Source organism: Halobacterium sp. DL1, assembly GCA_000230955.3.
Classification (GTDB): domain Archaea; phylum Halobacteriota; class Halobacteria; order Halobacteriales; family Halobacteriaceae; genus Halobacterium.
Genome location: CP007060.1, coordinates 1,065,520 through 1,085,322, shown reverse-complemented (window position 1 = coordinate 1,085,322; position 19,803 = coordinate 1,065,520). Strand labels below are relative to the sequence as shown.

Here is a 19,803-nt window from a genome sequence, read left to right as displayed (position 1 = left end):
GTCAGTCGGCCTCGCGGAGTATTCTGTCGAGACCCGTAGCCGCGGAGAGGAACATGAGAACCGTTCCGGCGACGAACATCCCGGCGACGGCCAGCGACGACCCGCCGGAGACGGCCCCGACAGCGGGGTTGGCGTTCATGTAGGCGGTCGACCACGCCGTCAGCGTCGCGAACCCGGTGACGAGCGCGCCGAACGCGAAGCCGAGCGCAGAGCCAACCAGCGTGGTCCAGTCCAGGGAGTCGGAGTATGCGCTGCTCATGGTCGCAGGTACGACCACAGGGACAAACCACTTTTCGTATCATCCTGCAGACAGCAGCGCCCGTTCGAATGGCGACGGCTGCCCCGCCGAGCGCCGACGGACTACTGGGTCACCGGAGCCGATTCAAGGGACGGTGCACCCGCTGCGACGGAGCGGTCTCCGAACGTCGATGGCTGCGGGCCACTACTGTTGCCGGTCGACGGTTCGCCGGGTTCCTTCTCACCGCCGACGAGGAACGCGGCGACGTTGCTCACGAGTACGTCGTTGTCGCCGTCGGTGACGACGCCCGCCGTGAGCACGTCGGTGTCACCGACCGCGAGCACGTTGCCGTTCCGCGCGGCGACCGCAAACGTGCCCGACTCCCGGGTCGTGGAGAGTGACACCGACTCGGCGGTCAACACCGGCGTCGCGTCCGGTCCCGTCCGGAGCGGCGTCGCTTCCAGCAGGACCGCTGCCTCGACGCCCTCGGCCACACCGACGTCGCCGCCGGCGTAGACGCGCTGGAAGTTGTTCGCGTTCTCGGCCATGTCGTAGAGGTAGCCCGCGCCGAACGTCACGTCGAAGCGGGCGGCGAGAGTCGCGGGCTGGCCCGCCGCCGACGCCGACGACCCGCCGGTCAGGCCGGGTATCGAGACGGTCTGCTGGGCCCCACCGGTGGTCGGCGGGTCCGCGGCCAGCAGCACACGACCGCCGGCGTCGGCGAACGCCGCCACACCGGCTATCTGGTCGTCGGTGTAGGCCGTGCCCGGACTCGCGACGACGAGCGCGTCGGCGCTCCGGAGCGTCTCGTTGAACGGCGACCCGCCCTGCGTCGGTCGAACGACGCCCGACTGGCCGCCGGCGTAGAACCGGACCTCGTGGCCAGCCGCCACGAGCGCGTCCACGAACGGCTGGAGGTCGTTCTCGCCGAGCGCGTTGCCGTGGCTCACGTCGACGACGACGGTCTTCGCCTCGCCGTCACTGGGCGCGGTCACGCTCCCATCGTCCGCAATGGGGGTCGCCCGCAGTTCGTTCGTGTCGTACGCCGGAGCCTCCGGCGCCGTCGACGCGTCGGTCGACGAGGACAGCAACAGGCCGCCCGCGAACGTCGCCGCGAGGACGACGGCCACGACGACAGCGACGACGCCGACGCCGCGCGCTACGTCACGCGCTCGCATTCGTCGTCACCTCCGTGTCCGGGGTTCGAATCGCGCCGTGTAGCATGAGGTACTGGACCGTGTCGACGCCGCGGTAGTCGAAGACCCGCTCCGTCGTCGGCTCCGCGGACGCTCCGTCGCCTGTGGAGAGGCCGAGTTGGGAGAGGACCGACGGCTGCGGGGCGTCCATCCGCGTCACCCCGTAGTCCGCGAGACCCGCCTCGTCGGCGGCCGCTGCGATGGCCGTGTCGATACCGCCGACGTCGTCGGCGAGCCCGAGGTTCACGCCGCTCGCACCGGAGTACACCTTCGCGTGAGAGAGTTCCTCGCGGGTGAGGTCGATTCGGTCGCCGCGCTCGGCGAAGACGGACCCGACGAACGCCCGGCGGAGCGTCTCCACGCGTTGGCGGACCTCGTCGTGGGTCGAACCGCCGTTCTTGTCCGGTCCCGTGACGACCTGCCCCGACGGCACGTCGCTCGACGGTAGCGTCGCACGCACGCCGACGCTCCCGACGACGGACGCGGGCGTGACGTAGATGTCGTCGCTCGGCGCCGCCGCGTAGTACGACCCGGAGGCGGCGGTGCCGGTGACACTCGTCACCACCGGCATCTCCGCGGCCGTGCGTTTCACCGCGAGGTACAGTTGCTCGCTGGCCGAGGCCGTCCCGCCCGGACTGTCGACGTCCAGGACGACGGCGTCGATGGAGTCGTTCTGGCGAGCTTCGCGGAGGTTGTCCACGACGCCGGTCGCCGTCTCGCCCGTGATGGTGCCGTGCACCTCGACGACGGCGACGTTGCCGTCCGCCTGGGTCGCGTAGTTCCACGCGTACGGCGCGAGCGCCGCGCCGACGACGACGCCCACGACGACCAGCACGAGCACCGTCGCACTGACCACGCCGCGAGCAGCCGTGCGGCCTTCGGCCTCGCCCGGACCACCGCTGGAGGACCCGACCATCAGGCCGTCACCTCGCTGTCGCCCGAGTTGTTCGGTTCGTATAGCGTGACGTCGTCGTACTCGACGGTCACCGATGCTCTCTCGCCGTCGACGGTCGTCCACGAGGTGACGACCCGTAGCGGAATGTGACGGTCGAGGTCAACCCAGACCGTCCGCGTGAGGTTCGCCCGAGGACCACCGTCCCTCGGTGTCAGTTCGAGCACTGCTGTCCGACGGCCGTCCGTGGTCGTCACGCGCTCGACGGTGACGTTGTTCGCTTCGAAGAGCGACTCCGCGAGCGCCCCGAACGCCGCTGGTGTCGCGGGTGTACTCGCGCCGAGGCCGGCGTCGAACACCGGCCCTGCGTCTGCCGACTCGACGGCGGTTTCGCCGGCACGCGGTCCCGCAGTGTACGCAACCGTTCGGCGCCCGTCGCGTTCGACGGTCACTCTGGCGCGCGACTCGCTGGTCGCCTCGCCGACCTCGACGGTCCGCGTGACGGACGCGGTGTACCCATCGAGGGCCGCGTATCGCTGTTCTACCTGTTCCTCGACGACGGCTGTGTCGACCGAGCTACCGACCGGTAGCCCGCCGATACAGCCGGCTGTCAGCGCCGTGACGACGAGCGCGGCCATCGCCGCCACTCGCCTTCGTGTCGTATCCATGGCTTCCGGGCGGCCCTACTCGAACGGCACCCAAAACTCGGGGGTGGCGTTCGCACGACGAGAAAATCCGCCCGGAGCAGGGCGACCGAACGGAGTCAGGCGATTACAGCCCGGCCGAGAGACGCGTCGCTGCCGGACGTGGCGGGCGAAAAAACCGTGGTGGGTCGGAGTTCTACGCGGTGAACTGGATCTCGTCGATGGTCTCGATGCCGCCGCCCTCCTGGAAGCCGAAGTACTCGTAGGTCGCGGCCTTCAGGTCGCCGTTCTCGTCGAAGTCGACGGCGCTGGAGGCACCCTTGTACTGAATTTCGGTTCCCTCGGCGGCCATCTGCAGGCCGTCGGCGAGCGTACTCGGCGTGACCTCTTCGCCGCCGGGGTTGGCCACGTTCTGCATCTGCTCGGCGATGGCCGCACCGTTGTTCTCGCCCGCCGCAGCGTTCGCGAGCAGGCAGACCGCGGTGGCGTCGAACGCCTGCGACGTGAACACGCCGGGTTCGCTTCCGAACTCGCTCTTGAACTGCTCCGTGAAGTACTCCTTGCCGGGCCCGGCCGCCAGCGGCGCGGTGCCGGTGACGTTGTCCATCGGGTTGCCGACGTCGGACGGGAGGCTCGCCGAGCGCAGGCCGTCCGTGACCATAATCGGGATGTCCGAGTCGAAGTCGGAGTAGAAGTCAGAGAACAGCTGCTTGCCGCTCTCCGGGTAGCCGATGACGAGGAGCGCGTCCGGGTCGTCCGACAGCGCGGACTGGAGCCGGGACGTGTACGTCGACTGGGCCTTCTGGAAGGACACCTGGTTCGTGATGCTCCCGTCGATGGCCTGGAACGCGCTCGCGAAGCTCTCGGAGAGCAACTGACCGTAGGAGTTGTTCACGTACATCGTGGCGGCCGACGACGCGCCGAGTCGCTCGGAGGCGACCTGCGCGAGCACTTCGCCCTGCAGCGCGTCCGTCGGCGGCGTCCGGTAGATGAGGCCGTTGTCCTGCATGTCGGTGATGGCCGGCGACGTGCTCGCGGGCGAGCAGCCAACCATCCCGGACGGGATGAAGACGTTCTCCGCGACGGCGATGGTCACTTCGGAACTCGCTGCCCCCGTCACCGCGGGGTAGTTGCCGTTCCGGAGCGACTGTGCCGCGGACTGCGCGGCGTTCGCGTCGGTCTGCGTGTCCTGCACGGAGAAGTCGAGTTCGAAGTCGGTCTCCCCCTCGAGCACTCGCTGTGGCAGGATGGCGCCGTTCTTGATCGGGACGCCGAGGTCCGCCAGACCACCGGTCGTCGGGAGGAGAACCCCCTGCTTGATGGTGCGGTCCATGCTCCCGCCGCCGGACTGCGTGGTCGTCGTCGTGGTGTCGCCGCCGCCGCCCGACTCGGTTGTGGTCGTGGTGTCCTCACCATCGCCACCGTCTCCGCCGGTACAGCCAGCGAGACCCGCGATACCTGCTGCGCCCACACCGCGAATGACGTCACGTCTGTTGATTCGTTGTGACATACCAACGCATATACTCGAATCGTATAAATGAGTTCCGACTATGACAGCTCCGACAGAGGGCGAGACCCGCTCGAACCGGACGAACAGCGGTTTCCCAGGGGTGAGCGGGCGAAGGCCGACTCAGCGTGTCGGACAGCCTACGACCGGTCGGACTGACCAACTTCGAACTCCTCGCGGAGCAGGTCGACGGCGCTCCGGACACCGCTCGCCGACGCGAGATAGCTCGCACCCACGCCCGTCTTGACGACTTTCGCGGCCGTCCCGCGGAACACGCTAGGCCCGACCTGAGCGACGGCCCCGTCGCCGATGCTCACCAGCCAGCCGGGCGAGTCGAACGTGTAACGTGCCAGCCGCGGCCGGAAGCCGTCCGAGGCCTCTCGCCGGTCGGCGACCAGTCGCTCGACGTTCCGGGCCGCGACTTTCGCCTCCCTGACGGCCGCCTGTGCGCTCGCGGGTACCGCCCTGCCCTCCGCATCGACCACTCTGGCGGCGTCACCCACCGCGAGCGTGTGGTCGTCCAGGGTGAGGTCTGCACGGACGTCGACGCGTTCGCCACCGAGAGCGTCGCTCCCGCGGATACCGCCGGTCCAGACGAACAGGTCGTAGGGGACAACCAGGTCCGCGGCCTCGACGGCGCTCTCGGTCGCCTGTTCGACGGTGACGCCCGTCCGTACCTCGACGCCCTCCCGGTTGAGTTCCTCGCGGACTGCCGCCTGGAAGGCTGGGGGGAACGACGGCGCGACGTCGTCGTACTGCTCGAGCAGGTGGACGTCAACGTCGTCCGCGACGCCCTCCCCCCTGGCAAACGCCGCGACCTCCCCGGCGGTCTGGACGCCCGAGAGCCCGGCGCCTCCGACGACGACAGTCCCGCCACCGGCGTCGACGATATCGAGGAACCGGCGGCGGATCCGCGCGGCGTCCGGGAGGCGCTTCAGCGGAATCGACTGCTCCTCGACGCCCGGCAGTCCGTAGTACGCCGTCTCCGCGCCGAGACAGACCGCGGCCACGTCGTAGTCGACGCTGGTGCCGTCGGCGAGGTGGACGGTTCGCGCGTCGGTGTCGACGCTCCCGACGGTCGCCACCTCGATTCGCGCGTGGTCGAAGATGTCCCGCAGCGACACCGTGATGTCGTCGGCGAATTCGGGGCGGCGGATGGCACGGTGGAGTTCGTGCTGGACGAGGTGCTCACCTGTGTCGTCGACGACGACGAGTTCGACGTCGGACGGGAGGCGGCGTTCCAGTCGGTCGACCAGGACGACGCCAGCGTATCCCGCTCCGAGGACCACGACTCGCATGGTCGGGCCTTGGGGTGCGAGCGTGAAAACCGTACGCGTCTCGGCGGGCTAGAACAGCGGTTCGTCGACGACGTGTGCGGGGCCACCGACCTCCCAGACGTGGGTGTCGACGCCGCAGTCGGCGATGGCGTCCTCGACGTCGTCCACGTGGTCGGCGCGCGTGTTCACGTAGACGGTCGCACCGGTGTCAGTCGAGAAGTACGCCGGGACGCCGTCGTCCCGGAGCGCACGCACTGTGTTGAAGATCTCGAGGGTCTCCGGCTGCCAGTAGACCCAGCCGGCTGGCCCGGTCATCGTCGTGGCGGCCAGCGACAGCGAGTCGTGTTCGGCCGTCTCGAACGCGCGGTCGAAATCGCCCGCACGGAGCGCGTCCTTCATCTCGGCGAGCTGGTCGTGAATGTGGGCGAGCCGCGCCTCGAACATGTGGCTGTCCGCGGCCTCCGCGTGGGCCTGCTCGGTCTCCTTGTAGGAGGGGACCTCGCCGATGACGATGCGCAGGTCGTCGGCCAGGTCGTCGGCGACGGGGAGCCGCTCGCTGCGGCAGTCCTCGTCGTTCAGGCCGGCGTAGAGGTCCGAGAAGCCACCGGTGACGGCGCGGGCGGCCGAGGATGAGCCGCGGCGCGCGATGGTGGAGACTTCGGGGAGCGTGAGGTCGAGACCGGCTGCTTCGACGCACGCGAGGGCCGCCGCCGCGAACCCGGACGAAGACGATCCGAGACCGATGTTCGACGCGAAGTTGTTCTCGCTCTCCAGACGGACCCGGTAGTCGAAGCCCGCGCGTCGACGGACCTCGTCGACGACCTTCTCGATCCGTTCGGCGCCGCGGCCAGTCTCGACCTCGCCGCCGATGCGGTAGACGTCCGCCTCGCGGTCGGGGTCGAACTCGGCGGTGGTCGTGGTGTTGCTCGGGGCGGTGCAGACGCTGATCGAGTCGTGGTACGGGAGGCGGAGCTCCTCGTCGCGCATCCCGTGGTACTTGACGAGCCCCTGGATGGGGTGGGCTCGCGCGGTCGACTTCATACCACGAAGCGGAACTGTCGCGCGCATAAACGTCCCGGAAGTGGGCTGACGGGCGGCACTGCCGTCGGCGGGCGGGGTGGCGTGCCGCGCTACCGCGAGCACCCCGCCGCGGTGCTCAAGTCACGCGAGTGGGTGGTCCCGCTCTCGTACATAACCCTTCGTCCGGTTCCGGTACAGCGAAGGACGGGAGCGGTGAAGTGCGCCCATGGGAACGCCGCTCGAGACGCCGACGGCGCAGGCGACGGAGGTCATCGACCGACTCAGCGAGGAGTATCCGGACCCGGACACGGCGCTGAACTACTCGAACCGCCTCGAGTTGCTTATCGCGGTGATGCTCTCCGCGCAGTGCACGGACGAGCGAGTCAACAAGGAGACCGCACATCTCTTCGAGAAGTACCAGTCCGTCGAGGACTACGCGAACGCCGACGAGGACGAACTCTCCGAGGACCTCAACTCCATCACCTACCACAACAGCAAGGCGGGTTACATCAAGAGCTCCGCCCAGACCCTGATCGAGGAACACGACGGTGAGGTTCCGGACACGATGGAGGCGTTGACCGACCTGAAGGGGGTCGGTCGGAAGACGGCGAACGTCGTCCTCCAGCACGCCCACGATATCACGGAGGGCATCGTCGTGGACACGCACGTCCAGCGCCTCTCCCGGCGCCTCGGCATCACCGAGGCGGAGCGCCCGGAGGCCATCGAACAGGACCTGATGCCGGTCGTGCCCCGCGAGCACTGGAAGAACTACACGCACTGGCTCATCGCGCACGGCCGCAACACCTGCACGGCGCGGAACCCTGACTGCGGGGACTGCATCGTGGAGGACATCTGTCCGTCGTCGAAACTCGACCACGACGTCGACCTGGCCGACGGTAGCGAGTGGTAGGCCCACGCCGTCGAGGGGTAAGCGGGCGTTTGTCCCCGGCCCCCGAGAGTCAAATGCCGGTTTTAGTTTTGAGAGAGGCTTTGAGGGTGGACGGTGTAGACCGCCGTAGATGCCAGCGAACCGCCTGATACCGGGGCGCTCGTCCGTTGAGCGCGGGGAGGGGTCGAACGTCGTGGGTATCCGCGACGACGCGGCCGACGAGGTGTTCGAGGCGCTGTCCTCGCGGACGGCCAGGGAAATCCTCGCCGCACTCTACGAGGAGCCGGACACCGCCTCCAGCGTCGCCGAGACGATAGACACGTCGTTGCAGAACGCCAGTTACCACATCGAGAAGCTCGTCGACGCCGACCTGGTGGAGGTCGCGGACACCTGGTACTCCGAGCAGGGCCGCGAGATGAAGGTGTACGCACCCGCGACCGAGTCGCTGGTCGTGTTCGCGTCCGACGAAGCCTCCGAGCCGTCGCTGAAGGACCGGCTCCTCCGGATACTCGGCGCGGTCGGCGTGCTCGGCGTGTCGAGTCTCGTCGTCCAGCGGCTGTTCGGGCAGAACTCCGGGAGTACGGAGTCGCCGACCTACAGCATGAACGAGGGCGACGACGCGGACGTCGACGTCGCGGCGACCACCGTCGAGGAGACGATGAGCGTGATGAGCGGCGGAGCGGAGACGACGACGACTACGACGTCGGCCGTAGACGCTGCAACTCAGGCTGTGCCTCCGGGTGTGCTTTTCTTCGCGGGCGGCCTGCTCGCGCTGACACTCGCGCTCGGCTACGTCTGGTACCAGCGCCGCTAGGCGAAGCCGTACCGAACCGCGTACCGAATGACGCCGAGCACCCACGCGATGAGCCAGCAGACGACGTAGCCGACGACGCCCGCCCGCAGACGGAGCCGCCAGGCGTCCATGTTCTCGTGTATCTCGCCGATGTCGATGGACTGGTCGGGTTCGTGGTAGAGGTTGTACTGCCGTTTCGCGCGCAGGATTGGGACGATACCCGTCAGAGCGAACGCGAGGAAGGCGTACGCTTGCAGGCCGAAGAAGGCGTGGACCGCGGCGAAGCCGCCGAGCTGGTCGAACAGGCGCGGAATCATCCAGACGACGACGGGCACAGTGTTCAGCGTGAGTCCGACGAAGATGTACGAGAGGTGGTGTCTGAGGACGCCCCAGGTGACGGTCTCGGAGTCGATGATGATCCACGCACCGTAGATGTAGAAGGGGAAGCTCACGGTCACCAGCAGCGCGGCGGCGCTCGCGACCGTCACGTCCTCGACCATGGCAGGTCGTTCGGCGCTGGCGACTAAACGGGTTCGGCTTCGCTCTGCTCGCGGGAACGCCCGGAGCCGCCCGTAGAGACCGACTCTCCGCAACGTTCGTGATGTAGTAACGTTTTCTACAGTTTCCGTGGTACGCCACCACATGGGCTCAGACGAGTTCACCGACTTCCAGACGGTCGCGGTGGAACCGGACTACTGCCAGCGCTGCGGGCGAGCACTCGAGATGGGCGAGTTCGACGGCTACGAGGCGAAGTGGTGCCCGGACTGCGAGGCGGTGATATCGCGGTGCCCGGTACCGGGCGCCCACGTGGTCGTCCACGACGACGAGAACGCACTGGTGCTCGACGAACCGATACCGCAGCACGATGGCGTGTTGAGCCTGCCGGGCGGCTACGCCAGGCACGACGAACACCCCTCCGAGACCGCCGCTCGGGAACTCGAGGAGGAGACCGGACTCCGCGCCGACCCGGAAGACCTGCGGTTGCTGACGGTCGTCCACGCAGAACTCGAGGACGTCGCGTTCTACTTCGTGACGTACGCCGTCGACCGCGACCGCGTCGAGGGCGACCTGACGCCGGAGTTCGAGGGATTCGAGGCCAGATTCCACCCGGTGGCGGACCTGCGGGCGAACCCCGACCAGATCAGGGAGAACGACCTCGAGCGAGTCGGACTGGCTTTCGAGGAGTGAGGGCGGTCCGCCCCGGGGCCGCTCCAGACGACCCGGTTCGGTCCCAGCAGAAGACACTTACTGGTTCTCCGCGAGCGTCGGCACATGTCCGCGAACCGAGTCCTCGCGCTCGCCCTCCTCGTGGTGCTGGCTGGCTGTACGGGTGCTGGTACGATCGGTGATATCTCGACGACAGCGTCGACGACGGACGCGACCACGGTCCCGACGGCGGAAACGACGACCACCACTGATTCGACGGGACCGCATACTGCGGTCGGGACTTCCCACATCAACGACCACTTCAGCGTGCTCGCGGTCCACGATGTCGACAACGTGAGTGTCACGCTCGCACCCGGCAGGGACGGCGAGCAGACGTACAGCCTCGACGCGGGCGACCAGCTCGACCTCACGCGGGAGATCCACGACCGGGACCACGGGGTGTGGGTCGTCGTCGAGTGTGGGACGGAGGTCATCTTCGAGACCAGAATCCACGGCTACCAGTCCTACGAGGTCACCGTCGACGCTAACGACACGCGGGTGACCGAGACGGTCGTGTAGGTCGGAAGGATTTACCCGCTCGGCCCGCAACTCTCGACCGATGACTGACTCCAGCGGCGGCGGAGACGACGCCTCCCCGCCGGACGAGGGAGCTGCCGCGGACCTCGCCGAACGAGTCGACGAGGAGTACGACTTCGCGGAGTTCGGCCCGCGGGAGATGGCGGAGATGTCCGTCGAGGAGTGGGAGGCCGCCTTCGACCCCGAGACGTGGATTACTGGCGAGCGGTTGCTCGACCGGGTGGAGGACGACCTCCGCCACCGGGTCGCCACGCGGGACGTGTTCGCCGTCGTCGAACGGGACAGAATCGACGGCCAGCCCGTCGTGCTCGCGTACTCCGACGAGGGGTACGCGGTCGTATACGGGGATGGCTCCGTCGAGGGCCGCGGGACGGTGCTCCGGGACGTGAAACCGACGGTCGCGCTCTGCTCGATGGACGATTACGACGTGCCGAACCCGCCGGAGCACGCAGGCCTGCCGGACCCACAGGACATTCCCGAGGGGAGCGGCGGCATCGGCACGTCGCTGCTGCAGTACGTCGGCCTGGCGCAGGTCGTCGCCGGGCTACTGCTGTTCGTGTCGCCGTTCACGTACGACCCGCTCGTCCGGACGTGCCCGCAGGTCCCTGGCTCGACCGCCCGGAACTGCAGCATCGGGGGGACGACGCTGCAGCTCCACCCGCTCGGAGAGTCGGCCATCGTCGCGGTCATCGCGGGCATCGGCTTCGTCCTGTTCGGCGGGCTGATGCTCCTGATCGTGGCGAACGCGCGACTCTCCGACAGGTTCCGCTCCGAGGAGTTCCGCGAACGGCTCCGCTCTGCGGGTCTCGGGAGCGGCGAACGACCGGCGTTCGTGCCGGAGACGGACGGGGAGGAGTGAGAGCTAGTCCCCCGAATACGGGCGCCAGAACCCGAATACGTTAGGTCCGCCGCCGGACTGCCATCGGTGGGTTTATGCAGATGCCTTCCTGATTCCAAACTGTATGAAGAGGCGGGACTTTCTGAAAATCGCGACCGGTTCGGCCGGCGGTGTCGCGGCCATCGGAGCGGCCGGTGCGCGGTCCTCACCTACGTCTGTCGCCATGCAGGAGGAGGGGAACAACACCACCACCTCCGGCAACGGCACGACTGGAAACGGCACGGCCGGGAACGAGACCGACGGGGGTGGCGACGGCGGCGGTGCTGCCCAGACGAAGGAGGTCGCCGTCGGTCCCAACGGCCAGAACGTGTTCGAGCCCGCTGAGGTGTACGTCAAGCCTGGCGACACCGTCAAGTGGGTCTGGGAGGGACCAGGTCACAACGTCCACGCGACGGAGGTGCCCGAGGAGGGCGGCTGGGACGTCCAGACGGAGGTCACCGGGCCACCGTTCGACTACTCTCACACGTTCGAGGGTCCGACCGGCGAGTACAACTACGTCTGTGACCCCCACGCCAGCCTCGGCATGGAGGGTGTCGTCATCGTCAACGAGTCCGGGTCTGCCCCGGCCCAGGAAGGCGAGGCGGAACTCCACCCCGAAGAGATGGGCGTTCCGTTCCAGGCGCACTTCGTCGGCATCGCCACCGTCCTGATGATGATCATATCGCTCGTCTACACGTTCTTCGTCCTGAAATACGGCGAATCGCAGCACGCGAGCGCACCCAACAAGGAATAATATGTCCTCTAAAGGAAGCAACTACGGCGACATCCACCGCTACGAGCCCGCTCGCGAGAGCACGGCAGCCACGATCACCATCGTCCTGCTCACGCTCATCGAGATCGTGTTCGTCGCGCTGTTCACGTACGGTCTCGTCGCGGGCTGGGGGTACGACCCGGTCGGAAACATGTACCTCGGATTCCTGCTCGCGGCCATCTTCGTCGACCTCTCGTTCGTCCTCCTGCTGTACCGCAAGGAGTTCCTCCCGGACGTGATGATCGTGAAGAAGCGCCGCCGGAAGTGGGAGGACCTCTACGTGCGCGAGGACCAGGCCGACGGCGTCGACACGGTCGGCAACACCGTCGAACAGTTCAAACAGGCAGTCTACCCGTTCTACAAGAAATAACCAATGGCTGAAGACGACAAATACCCAGAGAGTTCGGGGCGTCGCCGGTTCGTCAAAGGCGTCGTCGGCAGCGCCGGGATGGCCGGCGTCGGCGCCGGCGGCGTCGCGACGTTGAACGCCATCACGAACCCAACAGGCGCAGGCGGTGGACAGACGACCTACTACGGCGTCGAGAACATCTCCGGTCCCGCTCCCCGGGCAATGCCCATCGTCCCCCTCGAGATCGACGACCAGGGGGACTTACGCGGCGTCTACCCGACCGTCCAGGAGGTCGAACAGCAGGGGCAGACGGTGCAGGTCGCACGCATGGAACTCGGCGGCATCACCTACGAGGTGGACTGGTTCCAGTACTGCGGCGTCCAGGAGTACCAGGGACTCCAGCCGGGCTACGAGGGCGACAACTACTTCCGGTACACTGGGGGCCCGAGCTCCTACGACTGGCAACCCACCTCCGGCGTCGTGAACGTCGAGGACTTCGAGGACTACGAGACGTGGACGAACGGCATCGGCGAAGCCGGCCTCGGGAAGCCCGCTCTCGCCTCCTGGCGCTCCCAGAACGTCGACAACGCGATCCCCATCCAGATCATCCGGAGCGAACGCATCATGGAGAAGATCGACGAGGAGGACGGTGAAGCGATCCAGTTCCTGGAGGCCGCGACACAGGACGGCTTCATCGCCATCCTGAACAAGTGTACGCACTTCTGCTGCGTGCCCGGCTTCCGCTCCTCGAAGTACGAGAACGCGGACAACTACATCTACTGTCCGTGCCACCAGTCGATCTACAACCCGTTCAGCATCGTGTTGACTCGCTTCGTCGCGTTCCCGCGGCCGGAGGACTGATACCATGAGCATCGAACGCAAGGACGACCACGACCACGAGGGCTGGATCGAGGAGAAGGACCTGACGCCAGTGGAGACGACGTTCCTCACGGTGCTGGTGTGGCTGGACAAGCGGCTCCGTATCGTCGACTACCTCGAGCTACTGGAGACCCTCTACTACCGGGTCAACCTCCAGATGCCGAAGAGCCACACGGAGCAGTACAACCTCGACAACAAGTTCTGGTACTGGTACCCGCTGTACTCGCTGGGGTTCTTCTCGACGCTCGCGTACGTCGTCGCCGCCATCTCCGGCGCGCTGCTCGGGTTCTACTACTCGCCGTCCGCGGCCGCCGGTGCCTGTGACATCGAGGCCGCAACCGTCTCGTACTGTACCGTCGCCGGCATCATGACCGACCTGAACTTCGGGTTCATGCTCCGGAGCCTCCACCGGTGGTCCGCGCAGGTGATGACCGCCGCGGTGTTCCTCCACATGCTGCGCGTCTACTTCACGGGCGCGTACAAGGAGCCACGCGAGGTCAACTGGCTCATCGGTATCATCCTGCTCAGCCTCACGATGGTGTTCGGTTACACCGGCTACCTGCTCCCGTGGGACCAGCTGGCGTTCTGGGCCGGACAGATCGGCGTCGAGATGAGCCTCTCCATCCCGCTCATCGGTGAGTGGGTGGCACAGCTCATGTTCGGCGGCTTCTCGCTCGGCCAGGCGACGCTCCAGAGAATGTACATCCTGCACGTGTTCCTCCTCCCGTTCGTGGTGACGGCCGTCATCGGCCTCCACCTCGCGCTGGTGTGGATGCAGGGAATCGCGGAACCCCACTAGAACCATGTCCGAAGACACCAACGACGACGCGGCTCGCACCGACGGCACGGGCATCGTCCCGCCGGACGACGAGACCCCAACGTGGCGCGAACGCAAAGAGCGCACGACGGGTCTCTCCCGGCTGACCTACGAGTACTTCGAGCGCTCCCGGCGCGAGGACCAGGACCTCCGCGAGGAGTCCGACTACGTCGAGCGCGACGTGCTCGCGTTCCCGGTGTGGCCCCACGAGCTCATCCGGAACCTCGCGCTGACGAGCTTCTTCGTCGGGATGATCTTCTTCCTCTCGGCGACGCTACCGCCCCACCTCGGGGCGCCGGCGAACCCGAGCCAGACGCCGCCGATCATCCTGCCGGACTGGTACCTCTACTGGTCGTTCGGCCTGCTAAAGCTCGGTCCGCTGAACCCCGACCTCGCCATCATCGGCGGCGAGAAACTGCTCGCCGACCGCACGTACGGCGTGCTGGCGAACGTGGTGGTCGTCGGCTTCATCGCCATCGTCCCGTTCCTCAACAAGGGGAGCGCGCGGCGCCCCGTCGAGCAGCCGTTCTGGGCGGCCGTCGGCGTGATGGGCGTCGTGTTCGCGCTGTTCATCAGCGCGCTCTCCATCAAGAACCTCCTACCGATGGACCCCCACCTGCTGTTCGACCTGACGTTCCTCATCCCGCCGCTCGCCGGTGCGATGGCGTACGCGGTGTTCAAGACGATGCGGGAGGGGTACATGTACGACCTCAACCGCCGCTACTACAAGCTCCGTCCGCCGAAGTAAAGTAGCGTCCACCCCTCTTCTCACCCGATGGGAGACGACACCCGCGGCCGCGACGTCGTCGTACCCGAACGCCTCTACAAGTCGGTGACAGTGTTCTCGACGCTGTTCGCCATCGTGACAGTCGTCCTCGGGTTCGTCTCGCTCGACGTGGCGACCAACGCGGGCCGGGCGTCCGCGAGCGAGGTGAGCGTCCCGCTGGCAGTGGTCGGCGTCGCGCTCATCGCCGCGGGCGGACTGGTGTACGCGTTCGCGTCGCGGTTCCGCGCTGACGGAATGGCAAAGGATAAAGACAGCGACGACGAAGGCTCCGACAATGGCTGACGAGTTCGCAAAGGGCCTCGGCCTGTTGACAGGCGCGGGCCTCATCTGGATGGTGCTCGCGGGCTGGTACCGGACGCCGAGCTTCGAGGGCGCACAGCTCACCGGCAGCATCCCCTCGGAGCTGACGATGTACGACCAGCTCGCCGTCGTGCTGCTCGAATCGATGTTCTGGCTGGCGATCTTCGGGGGGCTGCTGTTCTGGGTTGGTGTCCCCCTCGGGCGCGAACTGTACGCGCGAGCGAACGGCGAGTAACCGACCTCCTTCTCCGCCGAATTTCCGAGAAGCTAGTGGCGACCCGTAGCGGATCCGACCGCAGGACCGTTCTGCACGAGTGGCGACGGGAGGCGTCCCAGACGGGGTCGACGCCGTCGCGAAACTCATGCCGCTACTGGGGCTGTCGAGAGCCTGTACGTGGACCCGAGCACGACGCTAGGTCGACACCGCAATGCTCGAACACCTCGTGGAAACCGTACCTGACCAGAGCAACGAGTCACTGTACGTGGGAGCAGCAGTGAACGCGGTCTCTTCCGCTCAGGCGGGTGGCTGCGAGCAGTTCGATACCACGAGAAGATCAGGTTTGCGAAGTGGATTCGGGGACGCAGAAACTCGCTGCCGAGCAACGAGCCGTGTGCGGGGTCGCGGTTCAGAGACGGCGCGGCACGCCGGTACGGGGGTCGGCGCCTCAGATGACCTGCGACCAGTACGGCTCGATGATGAAGAAGACGCTGAGGTAGCCGATGTAGAGGAACGCGATCGTCGCGGCCACCGTCGCGCCCTTCGGCATCTCGAGGGCCATCCCCTCCCGAACCTCGACCTTGCGGGCCTCGATCTCGAAGAAGTCCGCGATGAACGTCCCAAGGACGAGCGAGGCCAGCACCATCCCGGCGTGGGCGTGGAGCGTGAGGAAGTAGAGACTCAACAGCACGAGCCCCCACGACGTGAACGCGTGGAACGGGTGCCACGAGATGGCGTCCGCACCGTCGTCGGCCTGTCGCTTGTGAGCGCTGTGGGCGACGCGCCTGCTGACGAAGTTCAGCAGGATCATCACCAGGAGCGCCCACTCGATGTAGGGGGCGAGCAGCGTGTCGAGCGGCCCGAAGAGCGTGACCGATAGGTCTGCCATAGTCGTTGGTGGTTGTGTCGCGGTATTATGTCTTTTCCAATGCGCTCAGTCGAACGTCGGTTCCGGGCGGGACCCGGCGACTGTCGCGACCGGGAACGGGTCCCCCCAGTCGAGTGCCACGGGCTCGTGGGCCGAGACGGGGCCCAGTCTGCGGCCGTCCACGTACAGGTTGACCGTCGGTCCGTCTCGCACCACCGTGAACGACACCGGTGGCGCGAGCACCCAGCGGTCCCGGGAGATGCGGAACGGCGCGATGGGGACGACGGCCACCGCGCTCGTGTCGCTGGCGAGCAGTGGACCGCCGGCGTCCGCGGCGTAGCCGTGACTCCCGGAGGGCGTCGCGGCGACGACACCGTCGGCGCGCACAGTGTCGACGTCCCGGCCCTCCGCGCGGATGGCGAACTCCGATATCTGGGCGACCTGGGTGGTCACGAGCGTGACGTCCGCGAGCGCCCGCAGTGCCCTGTCGCCGGCGGTGACCGAGAGCGTCTGGCGGGACTCGACGTCGTAGTTACCGGCGGCGAGCGCGTCGAGCGCGCGCGTCCGTCCTGCACCTGGAACGCCACCGTACTCGCGGCCAGTTCCGATTGGCAACACCGGGACGTCGCGACCGGCTGCGAGCGCGTCGAGCAGGGCGTCCTCGTCGAGCGCGACGAGCACGTCCGCGCTCACGTCGTCTGCGTCGGGACTCAGGACTGCCTCGGCGCCCGCGTCCCGGACGCGTTCGGCGGCCGAGGCGGCGTCGGACCCGAGCATGCCGACGCGGGTCATGGCCACGACCACGGAGCCGTCTCGCTCATCGTGGGAACTGGGGGACGGCAGTCGCAAAAAGCTACGGGCTTCGGACCGTCAGTACGGCCAGTCGCCGGTCACCTTCATCCCTTCCGCGAGGTCCTCGTCCTCGAGGGCAGCTGCGATGTCGGCCTCGCTCGCGTGGGCGACAGTGAATCCATCGCTGGCGAGGTGCACGGCGAGCGCCGTCAGCAAGATGGCCTGCTCGCGGAAGTCACGGACCTCGAGTTTGTCGAGGGTGTCCGCGAACGTGTGCCCCCAGCCACGCCCCGAGCCGCCGGTTTCGCTGGCGACGTGGTAGCCGGGGACGCCGTACTTGACGTACTCCCAGTGGTCGGAGTGCGGGCCGAGTTTCGGCGTGACGGAGACGGGGTGGCCGAATCGGTCGGCCACCTCGTGGGCGGCGTCGGCGAGCGCGTCGAAGCCGTGGGCGTAAAACTTCAGCGTGCGGCCGCGGGCGACGCCGTCGAAGTTCAGCACTGCGCGGACGTCGTCGCGGTCCCGCCGTTCCACGTCGTACGCGGAGCCGACGAGGCCGACCTCCTCCGCGCCGAAGCAGACGAAGTGGACGCGGGTGTCGAGGTCGGCCTCGCGGTCGGCGAGCGCCCGGGCGGCTTCGACGACCATCGCGGTGCCGGCCCCGTTGTCCATCGCTCCTTCGGCGATGTCGTGGGCGTCGACGTGGCTGGTGACGAGCAGTTCCTCCTCGGTGTCGGGGCCGAGGACCGCGTGGACGTTCTGGCTGGTCGCGTCGTGGACGTCGGCGGTCACGGAGACGGTGACCTGTTCACCGTCAGAGCGCCGAGAGAGCCGCGCGCCTACCTCGCTGGAGACGCCCACGGCGGGAATCTCGCCGAGCGGGTTCTCCGGCGTGCCGACGCTCCCCGTCGGCGGCAGGCAGCCCTCGACGTGGTTCGCGTAGACGAAGCCCACTGCGCCCGCCTCGACCGCGTGGTAGTACTTCTCGCGCCGGTGGAGGTAGCGGTCGTACCAGTCGGGGACGTCCGAGGAGACGAGCACGACCTTCCCCTCGACGTCCGTCTCCTCGAAGTCCGAGGGCAGGCCGTAGCCGAGGTCGACGAGTTCGCCCGTCCCGTCCCCGCTGGGACTGCGCGGGAGCGCGATGCAGTCCTCGTCGCCGTGGGGTGTCTCGACGGCGCTGTCGCCGCGCGTCCACCCCTGGATGTCGAACTCGTCGAGCCAGCTGTCCTCGCAGTAGCGGTCGAGGGCCTCGCGGGTCGCCTCGGCGGCCTCCCGTTCGCCGAGCGACCCCGCCATGCGGTTGCGGACGTCCACGAGGCGCTCGAGGTGGTTCCAGCCGGTGTCGCTCGTGAACGTGTCGCCGATCCACTCGGTCATGGATGCAGCCACGCTCACGGCGCGGTAAGTCGTTACGAAAGAAGCAGCTCGTCGGGGGTTCGGCGTCGCGGCCGGCTCAGAGGTCGCCTTCGTCCTTCAGCCCCGCGATGACGTCGTCGACGAGCGAGTCGACGTTGTCGTAGGGGAACTCGGCGCGACTGGAGAGCTTCGTCGCGAGCTCCATCGCGGTGAACGACTTGTCGCCGGCCTCGAACGTCGTCGCCGGCCCGTTCGGGAGCGCGGGGACGAGGCCCATCTGGTTTTTCACGGGGAAGTCGGCGCCCGAGAACGCTTCGGTGAGTTCCTCGCGGAGTTCGGCTTCGACGTCTGCCATGGATGTGCATGGTTCTGCGGCGGGCAAAAGGGTTCTGGAACCCTCGACGCCACGAGAGGAGTTTCTTCGAGGGAGCCACGATACCCGGCAGGCGGCGTCCACACCACCGGGAAGCGTGACTTTATGTGCGGTGGGTCGACCAACGGGGTATGGCAGTCGACCTTGACCTGCTCCGAGAACTGACGGAGACGGACGGCCCGCCCGGCCACGAGGGCCGCATCCGCGACGTCGTCCGCAGCCACCTCCCGGACCGCGTCGACGACGTGAACACCGACGCGATGGGGAACCTCGTCGCCACGGTAGAAGGCTCCGAGAATCCCGAGTTCGAGGTGCTGGTGGCCGCCCACATGGACGAGGTCGGGTTCATCGTGCGCCACGTCCGCGACGACGGCTTCGTGCAGGTCGACGCGCTCGGCGGGTGGGACCCGCGCGTCCTCCGCGCGGAGCGTGTGACCGTCCACGGGGAGAACGGCGACCTGCCCGGCGTCATCGGTGCGCCACCACCCCACACCGACGACAATCCGCACGTGCGCGACGCCGACATAGTGAAGGACGTGTTCATCGACCTCGGGCTCTCGGCGGAGGCCGCCAGCGAGCGTGTCGACGTCGGCGACCGCGTGACCCTCTCCCAGCGCCTCGAACCGGTCGGCAGTCTCGTCACCGGGAAAGCCCTCGACAACCGCGTGAGCGTCTACGCGATGCTGAAGGCGCTCGACCGGGTCGACCCGGACGTAACGGTCCACTACGTCGCGACTGCCCAGGAGGAGGTCGGGCTCCGCGGCGCCCAGGCCGTCGGCTTCGACGTCGACCCGGACCTCGTGTTGAATCTCGACACCACGGCTGCAAACGACATCCCGCAGTTCATCTACGAGGAGGACTACGTCACCGAAGTCGGCGAGGGCGCCGCGGTCAAGTTCAAGGACGGCGTCGTCCTCCCCAACCCGAAGGTCGTCGACCACCTCCTCGACGTGGCGGTGGAACAGGGCATCCCCCACCAGCGGGAAGTGCTGACCGCAGGCGGCTCGGACACGGGACCGCTCCAGATGGCCCACGGCGCGACGCCCGTCGGCGCCATCTCCACGCCGACGCGCTACCTCCACTCGCCCACCGAGGCCGTCCACACCGACGACGTCGGCGCCGTCGTCGACCTGACCACGGCGTTCCTCGCGAGTCTGGACGGAACAGAGGAGTACACGCTCTGAGGGTGGCCGTTCCGTGGGCGGCCACCGCGG

Annotated in this window: 25 protein-coding genes; 13 read left to right on the top strand and 12 right to left on the bottom strand. The window is 67.7% G+C overall.

Going from position 1 to position 19,803, the window contains the following annotated elements; translation table 11 throughout:
* Position 1: 1 nt before the first annotated feature.
* The 7 genes from HALDL1_07120 to HALDL1_07090 form a co-directional block, all read right to left on the bottom strand.
* Positions 2-259, bottom strand: coding sequence for a hypothetical protein (locus HALDL1_07120; protein AHG05222.1), 258 nt, complete (start codon positions 257-259; stop codon positions 2-4).
* Positions 260-360: 101 nt separating this feature from the next.
* Positions 361-1,416 carry a hypothetical protein gene (locus HALDL1_07115; GenBank protein AHG05221.1) on the bottom strand — a complete coding sequence of 352 codons (1,056 nt, stop codon included), beginning with the start codon at positions 1,414-1,416 and terminating at the stop codon, positions 361-363.
* On the bottom strand, positions 1,403-2,350 hold the full coding sequence (locus HALDL1_07110; protein AHG03392.1) for a peptidase S49: 948 nt from the start codon (positions 2,348-2,350) through the stop codon (positions 1,403-1,405). Before HALDL1_07110 ends, HALDL1_07115 begins: the two co-directional genes overlap by 14 nt.
* Positions 2,350-2,964 (bottom strand): hypothetical protein, encoded by a 615-nt coding sequence (locus HALDL1_07105; protein ID AHG05220.1) that lies wholly within the window; start codon positions 2,962-2,964, stop codon positions 2,350-2,352. The genes HALDL1_07110 and HALDL1_07105 overlap by 1 nt, the downstream gene beginning before the upstream one ends.
* Before the next feature lie 202 nt (positions 2,965-3,166).
* Positions 3,167-4,480 carry an ABC transporter substrate-binding protein gene (locus HALDL1_07100; GenBank protein AHG03391.1) on the bottom strand — a complete coding sequence of 438 codons (1,314 nt, stop codon included), beginning with the start codon at positions 4,478-4,480 and terminating at the stop codon, positions 3,167-3,169.
* Between the two features lie 137 nt (positions 4,481-4,617).
* Entirely contained in the window at positions 4,618-5,775 is a 1,158-nt protein-coding gene (locus HALDL1_07095) for an NADH dehydrogenase (protein AHG03390.1), read from the bottom strand.
* Positions 5,776-5,823: 48 nt separating this feature from the next.
* Positions 5,824-6,795 carry a diphosphomevalonate decarboxylase gene (locus HALDL1_07090; GenBank protein AHG03389.1) on the bottom strand — a complete coding sequence of 324 codons (972 nt, stop codon included), beginning with the start codon at positions 6,793-6,795 and terminating at the stop codon, positions 5,824-5,826.
* A gap of 205 nt (positions 6,796-7,000) precedes the next feature.
* Here HALDL1_07090 and HALDL1_07085 point away from each other — a divergent pair, with 205 nt between their 5' ends.
* Together HALDL1_07085 and HALDL1_07080 are read left to right on the top strand one after the other, a co-directional pair.
* Positions 7,001-7,684, top strand: a complete 684-nt coding sequence (locus HALDL1_07085) for an endonuclease III (protein AHG03388.1) — start codon at positions 7,001-7,003, stop codon at positions 7,682-7,684.
* Positions 7,685-7,793: 109 nt separating this feature from the next.
* Positions 7,794-8,477, top strand: coding sequence for a regulatory protein ArsR (locus HALDL1_07080; protein AHG03387.1), 684 nt, complete (start codon positions 7,794-7,796; stop codon positions 8,475-8,477).
* Here the strand turns inward: HALDL1_07080 and HALDL1_07075 are convergent.
* Complete coding sequence (locus tag HALDL1_07075; GenBank protein ID AHG03386.1) at positions 8,474-8,956, bottom strand: hypothetical protein; 483 nt, start codon at positions 8,954-8,956, stop codon at positions 8,474-8,476. The genes HALDL1_07080 and HALDL1_07075 overlap by 4 nt on opposite strands.
* Before the next feature lie 142 nt (positions 8,957-9,098).
* On the opposite strand from HALDL1_07075, the gene HALDL1_07070 reads away from it, so the two are divergent.
* The 10 genes from HALDL1_07070 to HALDL1_07025 all read left to right on the top strand — a co-directional run bounded on the left by HALDL1_07070 (position 9,099) and on the right by HALDL1_07025 (position 15,215).
* Positions 9,099-9,644: an NUDIX hydrolase gene (locus tag HALDL1_07070; GenBank protein ID AHG03385.1), complete on the top strand. Its 546-nt coding sequence runs from the start codon at positions 9,099-9,101 to the stop codon at positions 9,642-9,644.
* 84 nt (positions 9,645-9,728) lie between these two features.
* Positions 9,729-10,181, top strand: a complete 453-nt coding sequence (locus HALDL1_07065) for a hypothetical protein (protein ID AHG05219.1) — start codon at positions 9,729-9,731, stop codon at positions 10,179-10,181.
* Between the two features lie 40 nt (positions 10,182-10,221).
* Positions 10,222-11,058 (top strand): hypothetical protein, encoded by an 837-nt coding sequence (locus tag HALDL1_07060; GenBank protein AHG03384.1) that lies wholly within the window; start codon positions 10,222-10,224, stop codon positions 11,056-11,058.
* A gap of 103 nt (positions 11,059-11,161) precedes the next feature.
* On the top strand, positions 11,162-11,830 hold the full coding sequence (locus HALDL1_07055) for a halocyanin hcpE (protein ID AHG03383.1): 669 nt from the start codon (positions 11,162-11,164) through the stop codon (positions 11,828-11,830).
* Position 11,831: 1 nt separating this feature from the next.
* Positions 11,832-12,218 (top strand): hypothetical protein, encoded by a 387-nt coding sequence (locus HALDL1_07050; GenBank protein ID AHG03382.1) that lies wholly within the window; start codon positions 11,832-11,834, stop codon positions 12,216-12,218.
* Positions 12,219-12,221: 3 nt separating this feature from the next.
* The gene (locus HALDL1_07045) at positions 12,222-13,058 is read left to right on the top strand and encodes a cytochrome B (GenBank protein ID AHG03381.1); all 837 of its coding nucleotides are present in this window, start codon (positions 12,222-12,224) and stop codon (positions 13,056-13,058) included.
* A gap of 4 nt (positions 13,059-13,062) precedes the next feature.
* Positions 13,063-13,875, top strand: a complete 813-nt coding sequence (locus tag HALDL1_07040; GenBank protein ID AHG03380.1) for a cytochrome B6 — start codon at positions 13,063-13,065, stop codon at positions 13,873-13,875.
* 4 nt (positions 13,876-13,879) lie between these two features.
* Positions 13,880-14,641, top strand: a complete 762-nt coding sequence (locus HALDL1_07035) for a cytochrome B (protein AHG03379.1) — start codon at positions 13,880-13,882, stop codon at positions 14,639-14,641.
* A gap of 27 nt (positions 14,642-14,668) precedes the next feature.
* Positions 14,669-14,962: a hypothetical protein gene (locus tag HALDL1_07030; GenBank protein AHG03378.1), complete on the top strand. Its 294-nt coding sequence runs from the start codon at positions 14,669-14,671 to the stop codon at positions 14,960-14,962.
* The gene (locus HALDL1_07025) at positions 14,955-15,215 is read left to right on the top strand and encodes a hypothetical protein (protein ID AHG03377.1); all 261 of its coding nucleotides are present in this window, start codon (positions 14,955-14,957) and stop codon (positions 15,213-15,215) included. Before HALDL1_07030 ends, HALDL1_07025 begins: the two co-directional genes overlap by 8 nt.
* Positions 15,216-15,645: 430 nt before the next feature.
* Here HALDL1_07025 and HALDL1_07020 read toward each other — a convergent pair whose 3' ends face one another.
* The 4 genes from HALDL1_07020 to HALDL1_07005 form a co-directional block, all read right to left on the bottom strand.
* Positions 15,646-16,086 (bottom strand): hypothetical protein, encoded by a 441-nt coding sequence (locus HALDL1_07020; GenBank protein ID AHG03376.1) that lies wholly within the window; start codon positions 16,084-16,086, stop codon positions 15,646-15,648.
* Between the two features lie 45 nt (positions 16,087-16,131).
* Positions 16,132-16,857: an ATP-NAD kinase gene (locus tag HALDL1_07015; protein AHG03375.1), complete on the bottom strand. Its 726-nt coding sequence runs from the start codon at positions 16,855-16,857 to the stop codon at positions 16,132-16,134.
* 78 nt (positions 16,858-16,935) lie between these two features.
* Complete coding sequence (locus HALDL1_07010) at positions 16,936-18,237, bottom strand: peptidase M28 (protein AHG03374.1); 1,302 nt, start codon at positions 18,235-18,237, stop codon at positions 16,936-16,938.
* Positions 18,238-18,313: 76 nt separating this feature from the next.
* Positions 18,314-18,571, bottom strand: coding sequence for a hypothetical protein (locus tag HALDL1_07005; protein AHG03373.1), 258 nt, complete (start codon positions 18,569-18,571; stop codon positions 18,314-18,316).
* Between the two features lie 149 nt (positions 18,572-18,720).
* Between HALDL1_07005 and HALDL1_07000 the strand changes: the two genes are divergently transcribed.
* Positions 18,721-19,773: a peptidase M42 gene (locus tag HALDL1_07000; GenBank protein AHG03372.1), complete on the top strand. Its 1,053-nt coding sequence runs from the start codon at positions 18,721-18,723 to the stop codon at positions 19,771-19,773.
* Positions 19,774-19,803: the final 30 nt, after the last annotated feature.

What these genes read in the sequence shown, in the direction of transcription:
- HALDL1_07120 (AHG05222.1), bottom strand. Translation starts at nt 259, where the DNA reads ATGAGCAGCGCATACTCCGACTCCCTGGACTGGACCACGCTGGTTGGC.
- HALDL1_07115 (AHG05221.1), bottom strand. Translation starts at nt 1,416, where the DNA reads ATGCGAGCGCGTGACGTAGCGCGCGGCGTCGGCGTCGTCGCTGTCGTC.
- HALDL1_07110 (AHG03392.1), bottom strand. Translation starts at nt 2,350, where the DNA reads ATGGTCGGGTCCTCCAGCGGTGGTCCGGGCGAGGCCGAAGGCCGCACG.
- HALDL1_07105 (AHG05220.1), bottom strand. Translation starts at nt 2,964, where the DNA reads ATGGCCGCGCTCGTCGTCACGGCGCTGACAGCCGGCTGTATCGGCGGG.
- HALDL1_07100 (AHG03391.1), bottom strand. Translation starts at nt 4,480, where the DNA reads ATGTCACAACGAATCAACAGACGTGACGTCATTCGCGGTGTGGGCGCA.
- HALDL1_07095 (AHG03390.1), bottom strand. Translation starts at nt 5,775, where the DNA reads ATGCGAGTCGTGGTCCTCGGAGCGGGATACGCTGGCGTCGTCCTGGTC.
- HALDL1_07090 (AHG03389.1), bottom strand. Translation starts at nt 6,795, where the DNA reads ATGAAGTCGACCGCGCGAGCCCACCCCATCCAGGGGCTCGTCAAGTAC.
- HALDL1_07085 (AHG03388.1), top strand. Translation starts at nt 7,001, where the DNA reads ATGGGAACGCCGCTCGAGACGCCGACGGCGCAGGCGACGGAGGTCATC.
- HALDL1_07080 (AHG03387.1), top strand. Translation starts at nt 7,794, where the DNA reads ATGCCAGCGAACCGCCTGATACCGGGGCGCTCGTCCGTTGAGCGCGGG.
- HALDL1_07075 (AHG03386.1), bottom strand. Translation starts at nt 8,956, where the DNA reads ATGGTCGAGGACGTGACGGTCGCGAGCGCCGCCGCGCTGCTGGTGACC.
- HALDL1_07070 (AHG03385.1), top strand. Translation starts at nt 9,099, where the DNA reads ATGGGCTCAGACGAGTTCACCGACTTCCAGACGGTCGCGGTGGAACCG.
- HALDL1_07065 (AHG05219.1), top strand. Translation starts at nt 9,729, where the DNA reads ATGTCCGCGAACCGAGTCCTCGCGCTCGCCCTCCTCGTGGTGCTGGCT.
- HALDL1_07060 (AHG03384.1), top strand. Translation starts at nt 10,222, where the DNA reads ATGACTGACTCCAGCGGCGGCGGAGACGACGCCTCCCCGCCGGACGAG.
- HALDL1_07055 (AHG03383.1), top strand. Translation starts at nt 11,162, where the DNA reads ATGAAGAGGCGGGACTTTCTGAAAATCGCGACCGGTTCGGCCGGCGGT.
- HALDL1_07050 (AHG03382.1), top strand. Translation starts at nt 11,832, where the DNA reads ATGTCCTCTAAAGGAAGCAACTACGGCGACATCCACCGCTACGAGCCC.
- HALDL1_07045 (AHG03381.1), top strand. Translation starts at nt 12,222, where the DNA reads ATGGCTGAAGACGACAAATACCCAGAGAGTTCGGGGCGTCGCCGGTTC.
- HALDL1_07040 (AHG03380.1), top strand. Translation starts at nt 13,063, where the DNA reads ATGAGCATCGAACGCAAGGACGACCACGACCACGAGGGCTGGATCGAG.
- HALDL1_07035 (AHG03379.1), top strand. Translation starts at nt 13,880, where the DNA reads ATGTCCGAAGACACCAACGACGACGCGGCTCGCACCGACGGCACGGGC.
- HALDL1_07030 (AHG03378.1), top strand. Translation starts at nt 14,669, where the DNA reads ATGGGAGACGACACCCGCGGCCGCGACGTCGTCGTACCCGAACGCCTC.
- HALDL1_07025 (AHG03377.1), top strand. Translation starts at nt 14,955, where the DNA reads ATGGCTGACGAGTTCGCAAAGGGCCTCGGCCTGTTGACAGGCGCGGGC.
- HALDL1_07020 (AHG03376.1), bottom strand. Translation starts at nt 16,086, where the DNA reads ATGGCAGACCTATCGGTCACGCTCTTCGGGCCGCTCGACACGCTGCTC.
- HALDL1_07015 (AHG03375.1), bottom strand. Translation starts at nt 16,857, where the DNA reads ATGACCCGCGTCGGCATGCTCGGGTCCGACGCCGCCTCGGCCGCCGAA.
- HALDL1_07010 (AHG03374.1), bottom strand. Translation starts at nt 18,237, where the DNA reads ATGACCGAGTGGATCGGCGACACGTTCACGAGCGACACCGGCTGGAAC.
- HALDL1_07005 (AHG03373.1), bottom strand. Translation starts at nt 18,571, where the DNA reads ATGGCAGACGTCGAAGCCGAACTCCGCGAGGAACTCACCGAAGCGTTC.
- HALDL1_07000 (AHG03372.1), top strand. Translation starts at nt 18,721, where the DNA reads ATGGCAGTCGACCTTGACCTGCTCCGAGAACTGACGGAGACGGACGGC.